Below are 13,518 nucleotides of genomic sequence, written 5' to 3' on the forward strand. Positions count from 1 at the left end.
CACTTCAGCGAATCGAGGATTGCTATCAGCCTGATAGGCGGCAGATCAGCGCTCAGCGGAGGAGGGTTCGTCCGCGTGCGAGACCGTCGGCAACCCGAAGAACTCGCGAGCGCAGTCGGTGGTATGCGCTGCCACCTCGGCCGGAGTTTCTTGCCGATGCAGTGCGACTTCGCGCAGGACTTCGGGTAAGTAGGCCGGTTCGTTGCGACCGTTCTTCGGCTTGGGCCGCAAGGTGCGCGGCAGCAGGTACGGCGCGTCGCTTTCCAGCATCAGACGACCGCGCGGAATGTCCCGGACCAGAGGGTGCAGGTGTGTCCCGCGGCGTTCGTCGCAAATCCAGCCGGTGATGCCGATGTGCAGGTCCAGATCGAGGTAGCTGAACAACGCACGCTTCTCTCCGGTGAAGCAGTGCACCACGGCCGCCGGAAGCTGATCGCGGAATTCGCGCAGGATGGCCAGCAGACGCTCATCAGCGTCGCGCTCATGCAGGAACACCGGCAGCTGCAATTCCACCGCCAAGGCCAGATGCGCTTCCAGCACTTTTTCCTGCTGCGGGCGAGGAGAAAAGTCACGGTTGAAATCCAGCCCGCATTCGCCGACGGCACACACGGATTTTTCCGCCAGCAGCGCGCTGAGCTGGCGTTCGGTTTCGTGGGTCCATGCACTTGCGGAGTGGGGGTGAATGCCGGCAGTGCTGAACAGCCGCTCGCCGCTGTCATCCAGTCGGCGCGACAGGGCAAGGGCCTGTTCGCTGCCCTCAATGTCGGTCCCGGTCAGTATCAACTGGCTGACGCCGGCCGCGTACGCGCGGTCCACGACCTCGCGTTCGCGGGAGGCGAAGCTTGCGTTGGTCAAGTTGACGCCAATGTCGATTAGTTGCATGGTGCTACCTTCAGGCCAGAGGCCGAGAAGAATACCAGAGCGACTGGTGCGATAAAAAACAGGCAGGCCAACTGCTTGCATCACCCACATCCTGTGACAGCGCCCGATCGGACGCACGCCGCTGCACGCGCCGTGGGCCGCCTGGCTGCCAGGCGCAGGCTTCAAGCCGCTTATTCGGCTGTTCATCGGAGCATCAATGATCCGAGCCTCCCTGTTCACGCTGCTGTGCGTCGTGGCGGTTCCCGCCCATGCGTCGCCGCGGCCCGCCGGTCCGCCCGTGGTGATCAAGAAGAACCAGGTGCGTGACCTGCCTGCGATACGCAGCGCTAAAGTGTTGCGTGTGCTGGTCAACCAGAGCCGCAACAGCTCGGCAGAGGTGCAGGGTGAACCGCTGGGCGTCGAGTGTCGTCGCCTGCAAGCGTTCGAAACCTATCTCAACAGCCATGCCCGCGATGGCCAGAAGATTTCCCTCAAGCTCATTCCCAAAGCCAAGGACCAGTTGCTTGCCGCACTGCAGCGCGGGGAGGGCGATATTGTCGCCCCGGGCGAACTGCTGGACGCCAGCGCTGCCCGCTATGTCGAGGCCACGCAACCGGTGGTCAGCCACGTGCCGCTGGTGGTGGTGGGCGTGAAAGGCGAACGCGCGCTCAAGCACCCCGAACAGCTTTCCGGGCGCACGCTGATGCTGACCAGTGGCAGCGCGGCCGATGAAGCCATCCTGCAACTCAATCAGAAACTGGCCCTGCGCAAATTGCCGCCGGTGAAGATCGAGTGGGTCGATCCGAGCCTGGCGGTGGAAGACGTGCTGGAAATGGTTCAGGCCGGCGTTTACCACCTCACTGTGGTCGAGCAACCCATCGCCGAACGCTGGGCGCGCGTGATGCCTAAACTGCGTGTCGACCGCGCCGCGGCCCTGAGTGAGCCAGGCGACATGAACTGGTTCGTGCGCAAGGACGCGGTGATGCTGCGCGGTGCGGTCGATCAGTTTCTGCAAACCTATGCGCCACCCCGCAATCAGGACGTTGCGTTTCAGAACGCTTACAAGGACCGCTATCAGATTCACAACCCGTTGGCCCGCGAAGACCGTCAGCGCCTTGAAAAGCTGCGCCCTACGCTGCAATTGCACGCCGACAAGCAGAAGATGGACTGGCTCGACCTCGCGGCAGTGGCGTTTAAAGAGTCCGCGCTCAACCCGGTCGCCAAAGGCGGCAGCGGGGCTACCGGTTTGCTGCAGATTACGCCGTCCGCGGCGCAGCGTGTGGGCGTGGACAACATCCATGACCTGGATGGCAACGTGCAGGCGGCCAGCCGCTACATGGCGATGTTGCGCCGCACGTTCTTCGCCAGCCCGAAGATCAACGAACGCGAACGCATGGCGTTTACGCTGGCGGCTTATAACTTGGGCCCGGAACGTGTGCAAGCCATGCGCGCCGAAGCGAAGCGGCAAGGCCTAAACCCCAATCAGTGGTTTTTTCAGGTGGAACGGGTCGCGCTGGAGCAGGGCGGCAAGAACGTCGTCAGCTACGTCAACAGCGTGAACAAGTACTACCTGGCGTTCGACCAGGCGCGTAGTTCGCTTGAGCGTCCGTCGTCTCGTTAACCAATCTGAAAAATCGATATAAATGACGTGCATTTTGCGGTAGTAACATTCATAGATCCGATTATGATGGCGCCATTCTCAAATCAAACGGAATTAACCGCCATGAACACCTCACTCAAATCGCTTTTCACTACCCACGCCGGCTTTGGCATCACCGGACTGCGGATTCTGGTCGGCATCATCCTCATGGCCCATGGCAGCCAGAAGCTGTTCGGCTGGTTTGGCGGTTACGGCCTGGAAGGTACCGGCCAATACATGGCCAGCCTGGGGCTCAATCCGGGCTACCTGATGGCGCTGATGTCCGGCAGCGCGGAATTCTTCGGCGGCCTGGCCCTGTTTGTGGGCTTGCTGGCAAGGCCGGCAGCGTTGGTCGTGATTGTAATGCTCGTGGTGGCGATTCTTTCGGTGCACATCCACAACGGCCTGTTCATGGCCAACAACGGGTACGAGTTTGGTTTGGCACTGATCGCCGGCGCAGTGGCCGTGCTGTTCGAGGGCGCAGGGCGGCTGTCACTGGACCGCCTGATCGCACGCCGCTGATCGTTGCAGACACAAATCCCGGGCTCGAAAGAGACCGGGATTTTTTGTGCGTCAGGTCAGACCCTACGTTGATCGAATCAGTCGATTGACAGTGCCCGCATCGCTTCTCTAGGATGCTGCTCATGCGCCGATTTAAACAGCTACTTGCGGGGCGCCTGATAACGCTGGCCGGTTATCGAAATTCCGCTAAAGCGCTGGTTCGGTGTTGCCTCTCACCGCTGCCCAGCGGATCAATGAGGCAGAGAAACGACACTATGAGCAGTCATTCCCACCCGCGTCCCCTCGTTCGCCTGGCACCTATTGCCAGCCAGTTCAATCGTCGTAATCCACAAATCCTTCTTGGCGGAGCCCATCAGCCGACCCTGCTGCGTTACCTGGACGGCTGGCCGCGACGACAGGGCGGCCCGCACGCCTTTCTCATTCAATTCATCGAAACCGACGACGCCCTGGAGCGCTTCAGCAACGACCAGTTCGACCTGGCCGTTATTCAGGCACCTGCAGCCGAACGCGCGCAGGCGGTGATCCACCAGCTGGTCCGCGTCGCTCGACAGGGCTTGATCACGCGCTGCTGACCGCTCTTCGCTTGGGTTGCAAGGGCTGGTCAGGGTGCTGGCGCTTGAAGCGCGCGCGTATTTCGTTGGCATGACGGCAGTGAGCAATCAGTTCACTGCGCAACGTCCAATCCGTGTTGATGATGTAGAAATTCTGGATGAAGCTGTGTTCATCCTCCGACGCGAACCACTGGTTGATCTTCAGACTCAGATCGGTGGGGGCATGGAGCGGCAGCGAGTACTTGGCGCATTGGATGGCGGTCAGGCTGCCCTCCGGCTTGTACTCCAGCGCGACTTCGTTGACGAACGCTTTCAAGGTGTTGGTGTTGAACAGGTTCTGTCCCGGCCAGCGCTGTTTGACGCCCCGCCACAGGTGTTCGCTGGCCGCGCCATGGTTGTAGGCCAAGATGACATTCTGGCCTGGATGGTCACGCCAGATGTCGTCGAGCAACCACGCGTTCACGGCTGTTGGCACAAGCCTCGGTTTCAGGCCGCGCATGAGCAGGTTCTGGAACTCCTCATGGACGGGCGGCGAGAAATCCTTGAACTGATGGAAGTCCAGGATGACCATTTCCTTCGCAGGCACGCCATTTTTCTCCAGTTCTGCAAAGAATCCGTCAACCGCCTGCAGGATGTCGACCACTACGTTGCGGCCTGATGAGGTCAGATGAAACAGCTGGAATCGCCGTGGGTCATGTCTCTCGTACCGGGCGTAAAAGGCGACGCGCAGGTCCAGCGCGCGCACGCCCTGGCGCAGCTGCTCCAGTGGCGAGACGTCCTGAGCTTTTTCCTGGGGGATGCCTGAGTTTGGGGAGAGTTTGTCGCTGCCAGCGTTGTGGCTACCGGGCAAAATGAGTTGGTCGATGCGCAACCCGCCGAGCTCGGGGGGCTGCGCCATCCAGTGGAAATGCGCTGAGCGCGCCGCAGCAGATAAGTTGAGGGTCATACAGTCAGTCCTTGACGTGTCTTGAGCTCCCTGGGCGGAGCAACCTGAGCGATGTTTCGCTCGAATCCTGTAGCCAGTCTGGCCGTCGCTGCGCTGGCGTCAATCCTGCGGCCGGGGTCTAACCGTTGCCGGATGTGAGAGCACCACGGCGCAAAGTGGCTGCCAAGGTTTGAGCGATACACCTGCGTTGGATGCAGAGACTGCTTCGCTGACGATCGCGCCCCTGCCGCTGTCGATCAGAGCGGTGCGCCGGGATTGGCTGCGCCCGCGATAACGCCTTCCCACGCCACTCACTTCACCCTGAGCACCACGCGTCCGCGCACGGGATGATTGTCCAGGTGGTGATGGGCCTTGCCGAACTGCTCGAACGGCCAGGTGCGATGAATGTCCGGCTTGAGCAGACCGTCCGCTGTCATCGCGTTGATCCCCTGCAGGGCACGTTGCACGGCAGGCTCATTCTGCTCGATGCCAAGCTCCGGCTTGCCGGTGAAATTTTCCAGGCAATGCACATGAAAGCGCATGTTCTTGCGAAACGCCTGCAGCGCGGGGAAGGGCGTCTTGTTGCCGCCGCGCAGACCGTACAGCACCAGGCTACCGCGTGGCGCCAGCACGTCGCCGAGCATCGACATCTGCATGCCGCCCAGTCCGTCAAATACCGCCTCGATGCCGTGACCGTGGGTCAAGGATTCGATGCGCAGGCAGATGTCGTCTTCGTCGGTGACGATGACCCGTTCGGCGCCGTTGGCCAGCAGGTAGTCGCGGTCTTGCGCGTGGGCCGTCGCGGCAATCACCCGCAGCCCCAACGCCTTGCCCAACTGCACGAAGGCAATGCCGGGGCTGTAAGTCGCGTCGGTAATCAACACTGTCTGGCCCGGTTGCACGGAGGCCAGTTCAAAGGCAAACCATGCAAGCAGCATCGGCGTGTAATGAACGCTGGCTTCAACCGCGCTCAAGACCTCGGGATAACGCGTCAGCGCATTGCGCGGCACCACCACGTGGTCGCCACACACTGGGTACTGATTGGCGCTCATGGCCTTGAAGCTCGCCACCTTGTCGCCCACCTTGAGGTCGGCCACGTCAGCACCCACGGCTTCGACAACGCCGGCCATCTCGCTGCCAAGTCCTGCAGGCAACTGGACAGGTGCCAATGCCAGGTTCTGGCGCCACAACACATCGTCCCAGCTGATGCCGATGGCCTCGGCACGCACGAGCACTTCCCGTGGCCTAGGGGCTCGGTCAGGTTGCTCTTCGCAACTGAGGACATCGGCTTTGCCGAAGCGATGGAATTTGATGGCGCGTGACATTTTAAACCTCGATGCCTGTCGTTGTGTGTTGCGACGACTGTATCGATGCCAACCCTGCGGCACTATGTGTGTCGGTCGATACCCGACATGCGTGCTATCAATTCGCCTCTGTCCCATCTCCGGCGATCAGGCGCGCAGGCCTGTTTTTCTGGCTCGGCGAGTATTCCGGAGGGCAGGGTGTACACGTTGTTGGAAAAGGTAGCGCGCCCAGTGTGAGGGGGATTATTTGCCCCAGGCCAGCAGGGCGTGTTCGACAAATTGCCGCACCTTGGGCAACCGATAGCGGTCCTGCGGGTACATCAGCCACAGTGAACGGCTGGGTGGCCGGTAGTCCTGCAGCAGCGGCACGAGCTTTCCGCTTGCCAGGTCCTCGCTGATCAGCACGTCCGGCAGCATCGTCACGCCCATGCCGGCGACCGCCGCCTGGCGCAATGCCGGGGTGCTGTTGACAATCATGTTTCCTGACACCGGAATCTCCAGCACGCCCTCAGGGCCGGTGAGGCGCCAGAGTTTCTCGCTGGCCCGCCAGTCATCACCCGCCGGGTAGGCGAAGGCCAGGCAATTGTGCTCGCGCAGGTCATGAACTGACGTGGGCGTGCCGCAGCGTTCGAGGTAGGCGGGCGCTGCGCAGATGGTCAGGGTGTAATCCTGCAACGGACGCGCAATCAACGCTGATGACTCTGGGGTGCCGAGCCTGATGGCTGCGTCGAATCCGTGCTCGACCAAGTCCATGGTTTGGTTGCTGAGCACGACCTCGACCTTGATCTGCGGATAGCGCTGGACGAAGTCGCTGAGCATGGGCGACACCCGCTCAGCACCAAATGCAGGCGGTGCGGTAATGCGCAAAGTGCCGCTGGGCTCGGTCTGGGCCTGCTCGGCCATGCGTTCGGAATCGTTGACCAGCCCCAGCACCTCGACGCAGCGCCGGTAATACTGCAGGCCGAACTCCGTCAGATTCTGTCGTCGGGTGGTGCGCTGCAGCAGGCTCACGCCCAGCCGTTGCTCCAATGCTTTGAGATGGTTGCCCACCATGGTCGTGGACATTTCGCACTCGCGCGCGGCCGCCGTCATGCTGCCACCTTCCACCACTTTAACGAACACGGTCATGGCCAGAAACACGTCCATTATCAAGCCCTGATTTAAAGTCATTGAAGTCCAGGCCCCTTTATACACCAGAGGCGGCTAACGATACTGGCCATCATTCCCCTGATGGAGCCACCGCCATGACCGCCGCCTGCCTGATGAACACCTACAAACCGATGGCCTTGAGCTTCGTGCGCGGCGAGGGCGCTCGACTGTGGGATGACAGCGGGGGGCAATACCTGGACGCCGTGGCGGGTGTGGCCGTGACCAATGTGGGCCACAGTCACCCGAAAATCGTTACCGCCATCAGCGAGCAGGCCGGGATGCTCCTGCACACCTCCAACCATTACCGCATCGACTGGCAGCAGAAACTGGCCCATCGGCTGACGCAGTTGTCGGGGTTGGAGCAGGTTTTTTTCAATAACTCGGGTGCCGAGGCCAACGAGACGGCACTCAAGCTGGCGCGTTTGTATGGCTGGGCCAAAGGCATAGAACACCCGCTGGTGATGGTCATGGACAACGCCTTCCATGGCCGCACCCTCGGCACCTTATCGGCCAGCGACAACGGTGCCGCACGGCTCGGCTATCAGCCGATGTCCGGGGAGTTCGTCAAAGTTGCGTTCGGCGACATGGCCGCGGTCGAGCGCGCGACACGGTTGTATGGCGAACGCATCGTCGCGGTCCTGGTTGAGCCAATTCAGGGAGAAGGCGGCGTGGCGGTGCCGCCGCCGGGGTATCTGCAAGCCTTGCGCGCTCATTGCACCCACAACGCCTGGTTGTTGATGCTCGACGAAATCCAGACCGGCATCGGCCGCACCGGCCGCTGGTTCGCGTTTCAGCACGAGGGCATCGCGCCCGACGTCATCACGCTGGCGAAAGCGCTGGGCAACGGCATCCCCATCGGCGCGTGTCTGGCGACGGCTGCGGTAGCGCGGTTGTTCACCCCTGGCAGTCACGGCAGCACGTTCGGTGGAAACCCGCTGGCCTGCCGTGTGGGCTGCACGGTGCTGGACATCGTTGAAGAACAGGGTCTACTGCATAACGCAGCGGTTCAGGGCGAACGCCTGCTCGCGAAGTTACGCGACGCATTGGCCGGGCACCCTGAGGTGGTGGACCTGCGGGGATTGGGGCTGATGATCGGCGTTGAGTTGAAGCGGCCAGTGCGTGACCTGTGTCTGATCGCTGCCCGGGAGCATGGCCTGTTGATCAATGTTACGCGCGGACAGACCATCCGGCTGCTGCCGCCGTTGATTATCGATGAGGCGGATGTGGACAGGATTGTCGCGGGGGTGGTTGGGGCGTTTGGGGAGTGAAGCTCAGTGGAGGAACGTGTTCCCTCAGGAACGCCGATGCGTTAAACCTCGACGCCGTTACCGGCGTCGAGGTCTGTTTAGCTGTACCTGGCGGTACCTGGCTGTGCCTAGTTGTGCTTAGCCGGCAACCGGCGAGCGCCAGTCATCGGAGCCCGAAGTACCGCAAACTTCGTGGGTCCAGGTGATTTTACGGTAAGTGAATTCCACATCTTCCAAATGAGTGAAGTGCGCGTTGGAAGGGTCTTGGCAGTTGTGCATGTAATCGTTGATGTCGACGATGATCGCGTCTTCCAGCTTCGTGGTGTAGTAGTGCTCCTGGGTGCCGGCAGCGGATGTACGGTACCACTGGATGGTGATTTCGGTGAGGCGCTCGCCTGACGTCAACGCCGCCAGAAGCAGGGGAGACGATTTGTCAAACACCTTGGTGATTTTCACCGGCTTATGCACGCGTTGCCCGGTCGGTTGGCCGGATTGCGGGTCGCGCGGGATTATCACTTCATGCTGAAACCCCTGAACCATGACCTGATCTTCATGCCCCTCCTGATAAGTGTTGCCCACTGAATCAGCAGTGAAAGCCCCCGCAGTGATAAGACCCTGTTTGGTGCCCGTGATGGACATATAAGCGGGTGTGGCCATTATGTTGCTCCTTGATTTGCATAAACGGAATACCCACCAGACGATTCACCCAGTGGGCGCGATGTGTTTTATCAAGTGTCATGCCAGCTAACCAAATTTGGCCATTAACTCCTTATTTAAATGCGCAACAACAATGTCGCCCTCTAAAGAGGTTATTCAAAAGGGTGCATATGCGCAGTTAGTCACCCGGCACTGCGCAATATCCTGCGCACTCACTCAAGAGCACTGCCGCATAAGTCGTTCGCGCCGATGCGTCGTCTTCTCACCGCTCTTCGTAGGGCAGGTTGCTGCGCATACCGGCCTTATGGTGGCAGCCTCGGCCGCGTATGGTGTCATGGGTGATTCTTTGGGTTAAGTGCTGGAGGTTATGAGTGGCCGACAAGAAACTTGGAGAAATTTCCTACACTAATTGTCTGCTAGCCTCGCTTATCTAGCACTTGATAGTGTTAGTTGTGCTCCGTAGTATCTGCGGCCTCTGCCCTGTAGACGTTTTGTTACACCTTGCCGAATAAATAACGTATCTGTTTTGTTCTGTCCAAACGGCAGAGCACTGCCTTCCATATCCTCATGTTTAGTTGAATGTATATGCCTCACTCATGCGCACTTTCCGCACATTGTCTGGAACTCGCCAAGGTCTCTATATCCAAAGAGAACTTCGCGGGTAAGGACGTTCGTTATTCGAGCGAATACGAGTCGCTGGAGAGTGAGCTGAGTAAAGCGCAATCCATGCATGACGGCGGACAGGTCGACTGGCTGAAGGTCCGTGAGCAAAGCGAAATACTCCTCGCCACCCAGTCCAAGGATCTGCGCATCGGTGCGTGGTTGACATGGGCGCTGTACCAGCGTGAATCCTTTCCCGGGCTAGTGGCGGGACTAGGACTCATCCATGAGCTTTGCGCCAATCATTGGTCCGACATTTATCCTGTAAAGCAGCGCACCCGATGCGCCGCGATCCATTGGCTCGTCCCCCGTATCGAGCGGGTGCTCGACGACAACGCCGTCCTCAATGAGCAGCCTGCCTTGGGCGATCGCCTCATTGCAGTGCTGGAAAACCTCGATCAGGTGTTTGCCCGGCATCTGGATGCTGACGCTCCGCCTCTTTTGCCCATCTGCAGACGGATACGAAGCCTCGTTCAGCCCGCAGCCGACACGCTGCCGCAAGCCCAGGGCGCCACTCCCGTACAGCCCCAGCAAAGCGCTACGCCGAAAGCTGCCCCGGTCTCGATGATCCAAAGTGAGAAAGATGCCCATAAATGCCTGCGTCAATTGCAGGAGAGCGCACGCCCTTTATGCGACTGGTGGCTCAATCAGAAAGTCGGCGACGTGCGCGCGTTGCGCCTCAATCGCAGCTTGCCCTGGCTGCTCATCGAATCGATGCCCGAGAGCAACACGGAGCAGATCACCGCGCTGCGCGGGCTCCCGGCCGACAGGCTCAAGACTTATCAGGACAAGTACGAGCACCGGCGCTACGCCGATCTGCTTGTCGAACTCGAAGCAAGTCTGGCCAAGGCACCGTTCTGGTTCGACGGTCAACGAATGGTCTGGGAGTGCCTGCAAGGCGTGCATGCCGACGTGGCAATGCGTGAGGTCGAACTCCACTTTGCGTTGTTTCTTCAGCGCCTGCCGGGCGTCACCGAGCTGCGATTTCACGACGGCGTGCCGTTTGCAGACGCTGCGACCAAAGCCTGGATCTCCGGCAGTGTCATGCCTCGCCTGCAGTGCGCCGTTGCGCCCCCCTCCGTTGAGGCTGCCGGTGCGCAGCTTCCATGGGAGTGTGCGCTGAGCGATGCGCTGTCGGTGTTGAGCCAGGACGGGCTCAAGACTGCAGTACGGATTCTCAAGCACGGGATGCGCAGCGCCCATGGCAAGCGGGCGCGCTTTTTCTGGCAGCTCTCTCTCGCGCGGCTGTGCTTCACGGCCAGGCGATATGAACTGGCCAAAACCCAACTCGAAACCCTTGACCAGACACTGGAGCAGTCAGGCCTCGATGCCTGGGAGCCCGATCTCGCGCTGCAAGTTCTGCAGTTATTGCACAGCTGCCTTGCGTTGTTGCCTCTCAACCAAGGCGTGCGTGATCACAAGGACCAGGTTTATCGCAGGCTGTGCCACCTCGATTTGGAAGTGGCACTTGAACAGGCCTAAAGGCCCTAATCGCTAGGAGAGACACCATGGCCAAAGAAGGCTCGGTAGCCCCGAAGGAACGTATCAACGTCACATTCAAGCCGGCCACTGGCGGTGCGCAGGAAGAGATCGAACTGCCGCTCAAGCTGCTCGCGATTGGCGATTACACCCTGCGCAAGGACGACCGCAAGCTGGAAGAGCGAAAGCCTATCAGCATCGACAAAATAACCTTTGATGACGTGCTCGCCAAGCAAGCCTTGAGCCTGACGCTGAGCGTCCCCAATCGCCTGCAGGAAGCGAAAGACGGTGAGGAGCTTGGCGTGGAGTTGAAGGTGAACACGATGAAGGATTTCAACCCGGCCTCACTGGTGGATCAGGTGCCGGAACTGCGCAAGTTGATGGAGCTGCGCGACGCCCTGGTAGCGCTCAAGGGGCCGCTGGGCAATGCACCTGCGTTCCGCAAAGCCATTGAAGGCGTCCTCGCCGACGATGAGTCCCGAGGGCGAGTGCTGGGTGAATTGGGCTTGAACGCCACATCCCGGGACGACTGAGTCACTGCCATCCAAGGAGCAACACCGTGAGCACCATTCCTGTTCAGCAGCACAGCAAAGAGACCCGCGAGCACAGCATTCTCGACAGCATTATCGCCGAGACCCGTCTGACCCGCGACGACGACGCCTACGACATTGCCAAACGCGGTGTGTCAGCGTTCATTGAAGAGCTGCTCAAACCTCAGAACGCCGGTGAGCCGGTCAAGAAGGCGATGGTCGACCGCATGATCGCCGAAATCGACGCCAGGCTAAGCCGTCAGATGGACGAGATCCTGCATCACCCGAATTTCCAGGCCCTGGAGTCGGCATGGCGCGGCCTGCAGTTGTTGGTGGAACGCACCAATTTCCGCGAGAACATCAAAATCGAAATCCTCAACGTGTCCAAGAGCGACTTGCTGGAGGATTTCGAAGACTCGCCGGAGGTCATGCAAGCGGGGCTCTACAAGCATATCTACAGCGCAGAGTATGGCCAGTTCGGCGGCCAGCCTGTGGGCGCCATTATCGCCAATTACTTTATGTCTCCAAGCTCACCAGACGTGAAGCTGATGCAATATGTCTCAAGCGTCGCCTGTATGTCCCACGCGCCGTTCATTGCCGCTGCCGGCCCGACATTCTTCGGCCTGGAAAGCTTCACCGGCCTGCCTGACCTGAAAGATCTGAAGGATCATTTCGACGGCCCGCAATTCGCCAAATGGCAAAGTTTCCGCCAGTCGGAAGACGCTCGCTACGTAGGTCTGACAGTGCCGCGTTTTCTGCTGCGCAATCCCTACGATCCCGAAGAAAACCCGGTCAAGTCGTTCGTCTACAAGGAGACGGTTGCCCACAGTCATGAGCACTATCTGTGGGGCAACACAGCGTACGCATTCGGCACGCGGCTGACCGACAGCTTCGCCAGGTTCCGCTGGTGTCCGAACATCATCGGCCCACAAAGCGGTGGCGCCGTCGAAGACCTCCCGCTGCATCACTATGAAAGCATGGGCGAAATCGAAACCAAGATCCCAACCGAGGTTCTGGTGAGCGATCGTCGCGAATACGAGCTTGCGCAGGAGGGGTTCATTTCCCTGACCATGCGCAAGGGCTCCGACAACGCCGCGTTCTTTTCGGCGAGCTCGGTGCAAAAGCCCAAATTCTTTGGCAACAGTGCGGAAGGTAGGGCGGCGGAGCTCAACTACAAGCTAGGCACCCAGCTGCCCTACATGATGATCGTCAACCGCCTGGCTCACTACCTGAAAGTGCTGCAACGCGAGCAACTCGGTTCATGGAAAGAGCGCACCGACCTGGAGCTGGAGCTCAATAAATGGATCCGCCAGTACGTCGCCGATCAGGAAAACCCAAGCGCTGAAGTTCGTGGGCGCCGGCCGCTGCGTGCCGCGCAGATCGCGGTCAGTGACGTCGAAGGCGAGCCTGGCTGGTACCGCGTGAGCTTGAACGTGCGGCCGCACTTCAAATACATGGGCGCCGATTTCACCCTGTCACTGGTTGGCAAGTTGGACAAGGAGTGACGGGGATCAGCGCATGACGGGCTATGGCAGCCTTTTCGAGCGTCTGGGTGGCGATGCTGACAAACGCGCCGGCTGGACCCGCGAAGTTTCAGCCATGGCCTCGGTGGCGGCCCATCTGGCGAAGATGCTCAGCACACGAGCGGGAGGTGTTCAGACGCTTTCCGACTATGGGCTGCCTGACCTCAATGACATGCGCTTGAGCCTCCACGACTCGCTGACGCAGGCACGGCTGGCAATCGAAGTCTTTATCGAGGCGTACGAGCCGCGCCTGAGCAACGTCCAGGTTATTTCACTGGAACACGGCAACGATCAGCTTCGGCTGGCTTTCAGGATCGAGGGCTTGCTGGAAATAGAGGGCGTCAGGCGTCAGGCAACTTTTGCCGCGCGCCTGGAGGGGAGCGGGCAGGTTCTGGTCAGTTGCTAAGAAACAGTCGGCAGAACCGGACTGCGGTATTGCGCCCCTCCATGAAGCATCTCGCCATGCATGTT

Annotated in this window: 13 protein-coding genes; 8 read left to right on the forward strand and 5 right to left on the reverse strand. The window is 60.1% G+C overall.

What is annotated here, in order from left to right:
- Positions 1-45 precede the first annotated feature (45 nt).
- Entirely contained in the window at positions 46-882 is an 837-nt protein-coding gene (locus tag LT42_RS01930; protein ID WP_037012770.1) for a TatD family hydrolase, read from the reverse strand.
- A 196-nt stretch (positions 883-1,078) separates the two neighbouring features.
- Here LT42_RS01930 and LT42_RS01935 point away from each other — a divergent pair, with 196 nt between their 5' ends.
- From LT42_RS01935 to LT42_RS01945, 3 genes are all read left to right on the forward strand, one after another.
- Positions 1,079-2,482, forward strand: a complete 1,404-nt coding sequence (locus LT42_RS01935) for an MltF family protein (protein ID WP_037009464.1) — start codon at positions 1,079-1,081, stop codon at positions 2,480-2,482.
- A gap of 102 nt (positions 2,483-2,584) precedes the next feature.
- The gene (locus tag LT42_RS01940; RefSeq protein WP_037009465.1) at positions 2,585-3,022 is read left to right on the forward strand and encodes a DoxX family protein; all 438 of its coding nucleotides are present in this window, start codon (positions 2,585-2,587) and stop codon (positions 3,020-3,022) included.
- A 254-nt stretch (positions 3,023-3,276) separates the two neighbouring features.
- On the forward strand, positions 3,277-3,594 hold the full coding sequence (locus LT42_RS01945) for a hypothetical protein (RefSeq protein ID WP_037009467.1): 318 nt from the start codon (positions 3,277-3,279) through the stop codon (positions 3,592-3,594).
- Here LT42_RS01945 and LT42_RS01950 read toward each other — a convergent pair.
- The 3 genes from LT42_RS01950 to LT42_RS01960 form a co-directional block, all read right to left on the reverse strand.
- Entirely contained in the window at positions 3,581-4,519 is a 939-nt protein-coding gene (locus LT42_RS01950; RefSeq protein ID WP_276209480.1) for a PI-PLC domain-containing protein, read from the reverse strand. The two genes, LT42_RS01945 and LT42_RS01950, sit on opposite strands and share 14 nt — an antisense overlap.
- Before the next feature lie 290 nt (positions 4,520-4,809).
- A complete protein-coding gene (locus LT42_RS01955; protein WP_037009469.1) occupies positions 4,810-5,823 on the reverse strand; it encodes a zinc-dependent alcohol dehydrogenase family protein in 1,014 nt (337 codons plus the stop codon).
- A gap of 222 nt (positions 5,824-6,045) precedes the next feature.
- Positions 6,046-6,948 carry a LysR family transcriptional regulator gene (locus tag LT42_RS01960; RefSeq protein ID WP_037009472.1) on the reverse strand — a complete coding sequence of 301 codons (903 nt, stop codon included), beginning with the start codon at positions 6,946-6,948 and terminating at the stop codon, positions 6,046-6,048.
- A gap of 98 nt (positions 6,949-7,046) precedes the next feature.
- On the opposite strand from LT42_RS01960, the gene LT42_RS01965 reads away from it, so the two are divergent.
- Complete coding sequence (locus LT42_RS01965) at positions 7,047-8,219, forward strand: aspartate aminotransferase family protein (RefSeq protein WP_037009474.1); 1,173 nt, start codon at positions 7,047-7,049, stop codon at positions 8,217-8,219.
- 117 nt (positions 8,220-8,336) lie between these two features.
- Here LT42_RS01965 and LT42_RS01970 read toward each other — a convergent pair whose 3' ends face one another.
- Complete coding sequence (locus LT42_RS01970) at positions 8,337-8,855, reverse strand: Hcp family type VI secretion system effector (RefSeq protein WP_037009475.1); 519 nt, start codon at positions 8,853-8,855, stop codon at positions 8,337-8,339.
- A gap of 585 nt (positions 8,856-9,440) precedes the next feature.
- On the opposite strand from LT42_RS01970, the gene tssA reads away from it, so the two are divergent.
- Genes tssA through tssE form a run of 4 tightly spaced genes read left to right on the forward strand, consistent with a single transcriptional unit; the run spans position 9,441 to position 13,453 of the window.
- Positions 9,441-10,997 carry a type VI secretion system protein TssA gene (gene tssA, locus LT42_RS01975; protein ID WP_037009478.1) on the forward strand — a complete coding sequence of 519 codons (1,557 nt, stop codon included), beginning with the start codon at positions 9,441-9,443 and terminating at the stop codon, positions 10,995-10,997.
- A gap of 26 nt (positions 10,998-11,023) precedes the next feature.
- A complete protein-coding gene (gene tssB / locus LT42_RS01980; protein ID WP_037009480.1) occupies positions 11,024-11,527 on the forward strand; it encodes a type VI secretion system contractile sheath small subunit in 504 nt (167 codons plus the stop codon).
- A gap of 26 nt (positions 11,528-11,553) precedes the next feature.
- Positions 11,554-13,029: a type VI secretion system contractile sheath large subunit gene (gene tssC / locus LT42_RS01985; protein ID WP_037009482.1), complete on the forward strand. Its 1,476-nt coding sequence runs from the start codon at positions 11,554-11,556 to the stop codon at positions 13,027-13,029.
- Positions 13,030-13,042: 13 nt separating this feature from the next.
- Positions 13,043-13,453: a type VI secretion system baseplate subunit TssE gene (gene tssE / locus LT42_RS01990; protein ID WP_037009485.1), complete on the forward strand. Its 411-nt coding sequence runs from the start codon at positions 13,043-13,045 to the stop codon at positions 13,451-13,453.
- Positions 13,454-13,518: the final 65 nt, after the last annotated feature.

The organism is Pseudomonas lutea, assembly GCF_000759445.1.
GTDB classification, from domain to species: Bacteria; Pseudomonadota; Gammaproteobacteria; order Pseudomonadales; family Pseudomonadaceae; genus Aquipseudomonas; species Aquipseudomonas lutea.

Bases quoted from the DNA above. Each gene is read 5' to 3' on its own strand.
- LT42_RS01930 (WP_037012770.1), bottom strand. From the start codon at position 882: ATGCAACTAATCGACATTGGCGTCAACTTGACCAACGCAAGCTTCGCC.
- LT42_RS01935 (WP_037009464.1), top strand. From the start codon at position 1,079: ATGATCCGAGCCTCCCTGTTCACGCTGCTGTGCGTCGTGGCGGTTCCC.
- LT42_RS01940 (WP_037009465.1), top strand. From the start codon at position 2,585: ATGAACACCTCACTCAAATCGCTTTTCACTACCCACGCCGGCTTTGGC.
- LT42_RS01945 (WP_037009467.1), top strand. From the start codon at position 3,277: ATGAGCAGTCATTCCCACCCGCGTCCCCTCGTTCGCCTGGCACCTATT.
- LT42_RS01950 (WP_276209480.1), bottom strand. From the start codon at position 4,519: ATGACCCTCAACTTATCTGCTGCGGCGCGCTCAGCGCATTTCCACTGG.
- LT42_RS01955 (WP_037009469.1), bottom strand. From the start codon at position 5,823: ATGTCACGCGCCATCAAATTCCATCGCTTCGGCAAAGCCGATGTCCTC.
- LT42_RS01960 (WP_037009472.1), bottom strand. From the start codon at position 6,948: ATGGACGTGTTTCTGGCCATGACCGTGTTCGTTAAAGTGGTGGAAGGT.
- LT42_RS01965 (WP_037009474.1), top strand. From the start codon at position 7,047: ATGACCGCCGCCTGCCTGATGAACACCTACAAACCGATGGCCTTGAGC.
- LT42_RS01970 (WP_037009475.1), bottom strand. From the start codon at position 8,855: ATGGCCACACCCGCTTATATGTCCATCACGGGCACCAAACAGGGTCTT.
- tssA (WP_037009478.1), top strand. From the start codon at position 9,441: ATGCCTCACTCATGCGCACTTTCCGCACATTGTCTGGAACTCGCCAAG.
- tssB (WP_037009480.1), top strand. From the start codon at position 11,024: ATGGCCAAAGAAGGCTCGGTAGCCCCGAAGGAACGTATCAACGTCACA.
- tssE (WP_037009485.1), top strand. From the start codon at position 13,043: ATGACGGGCTATGGCAGCCTTTTCGAGCGTCTGGGTGGCGATGCTGAC.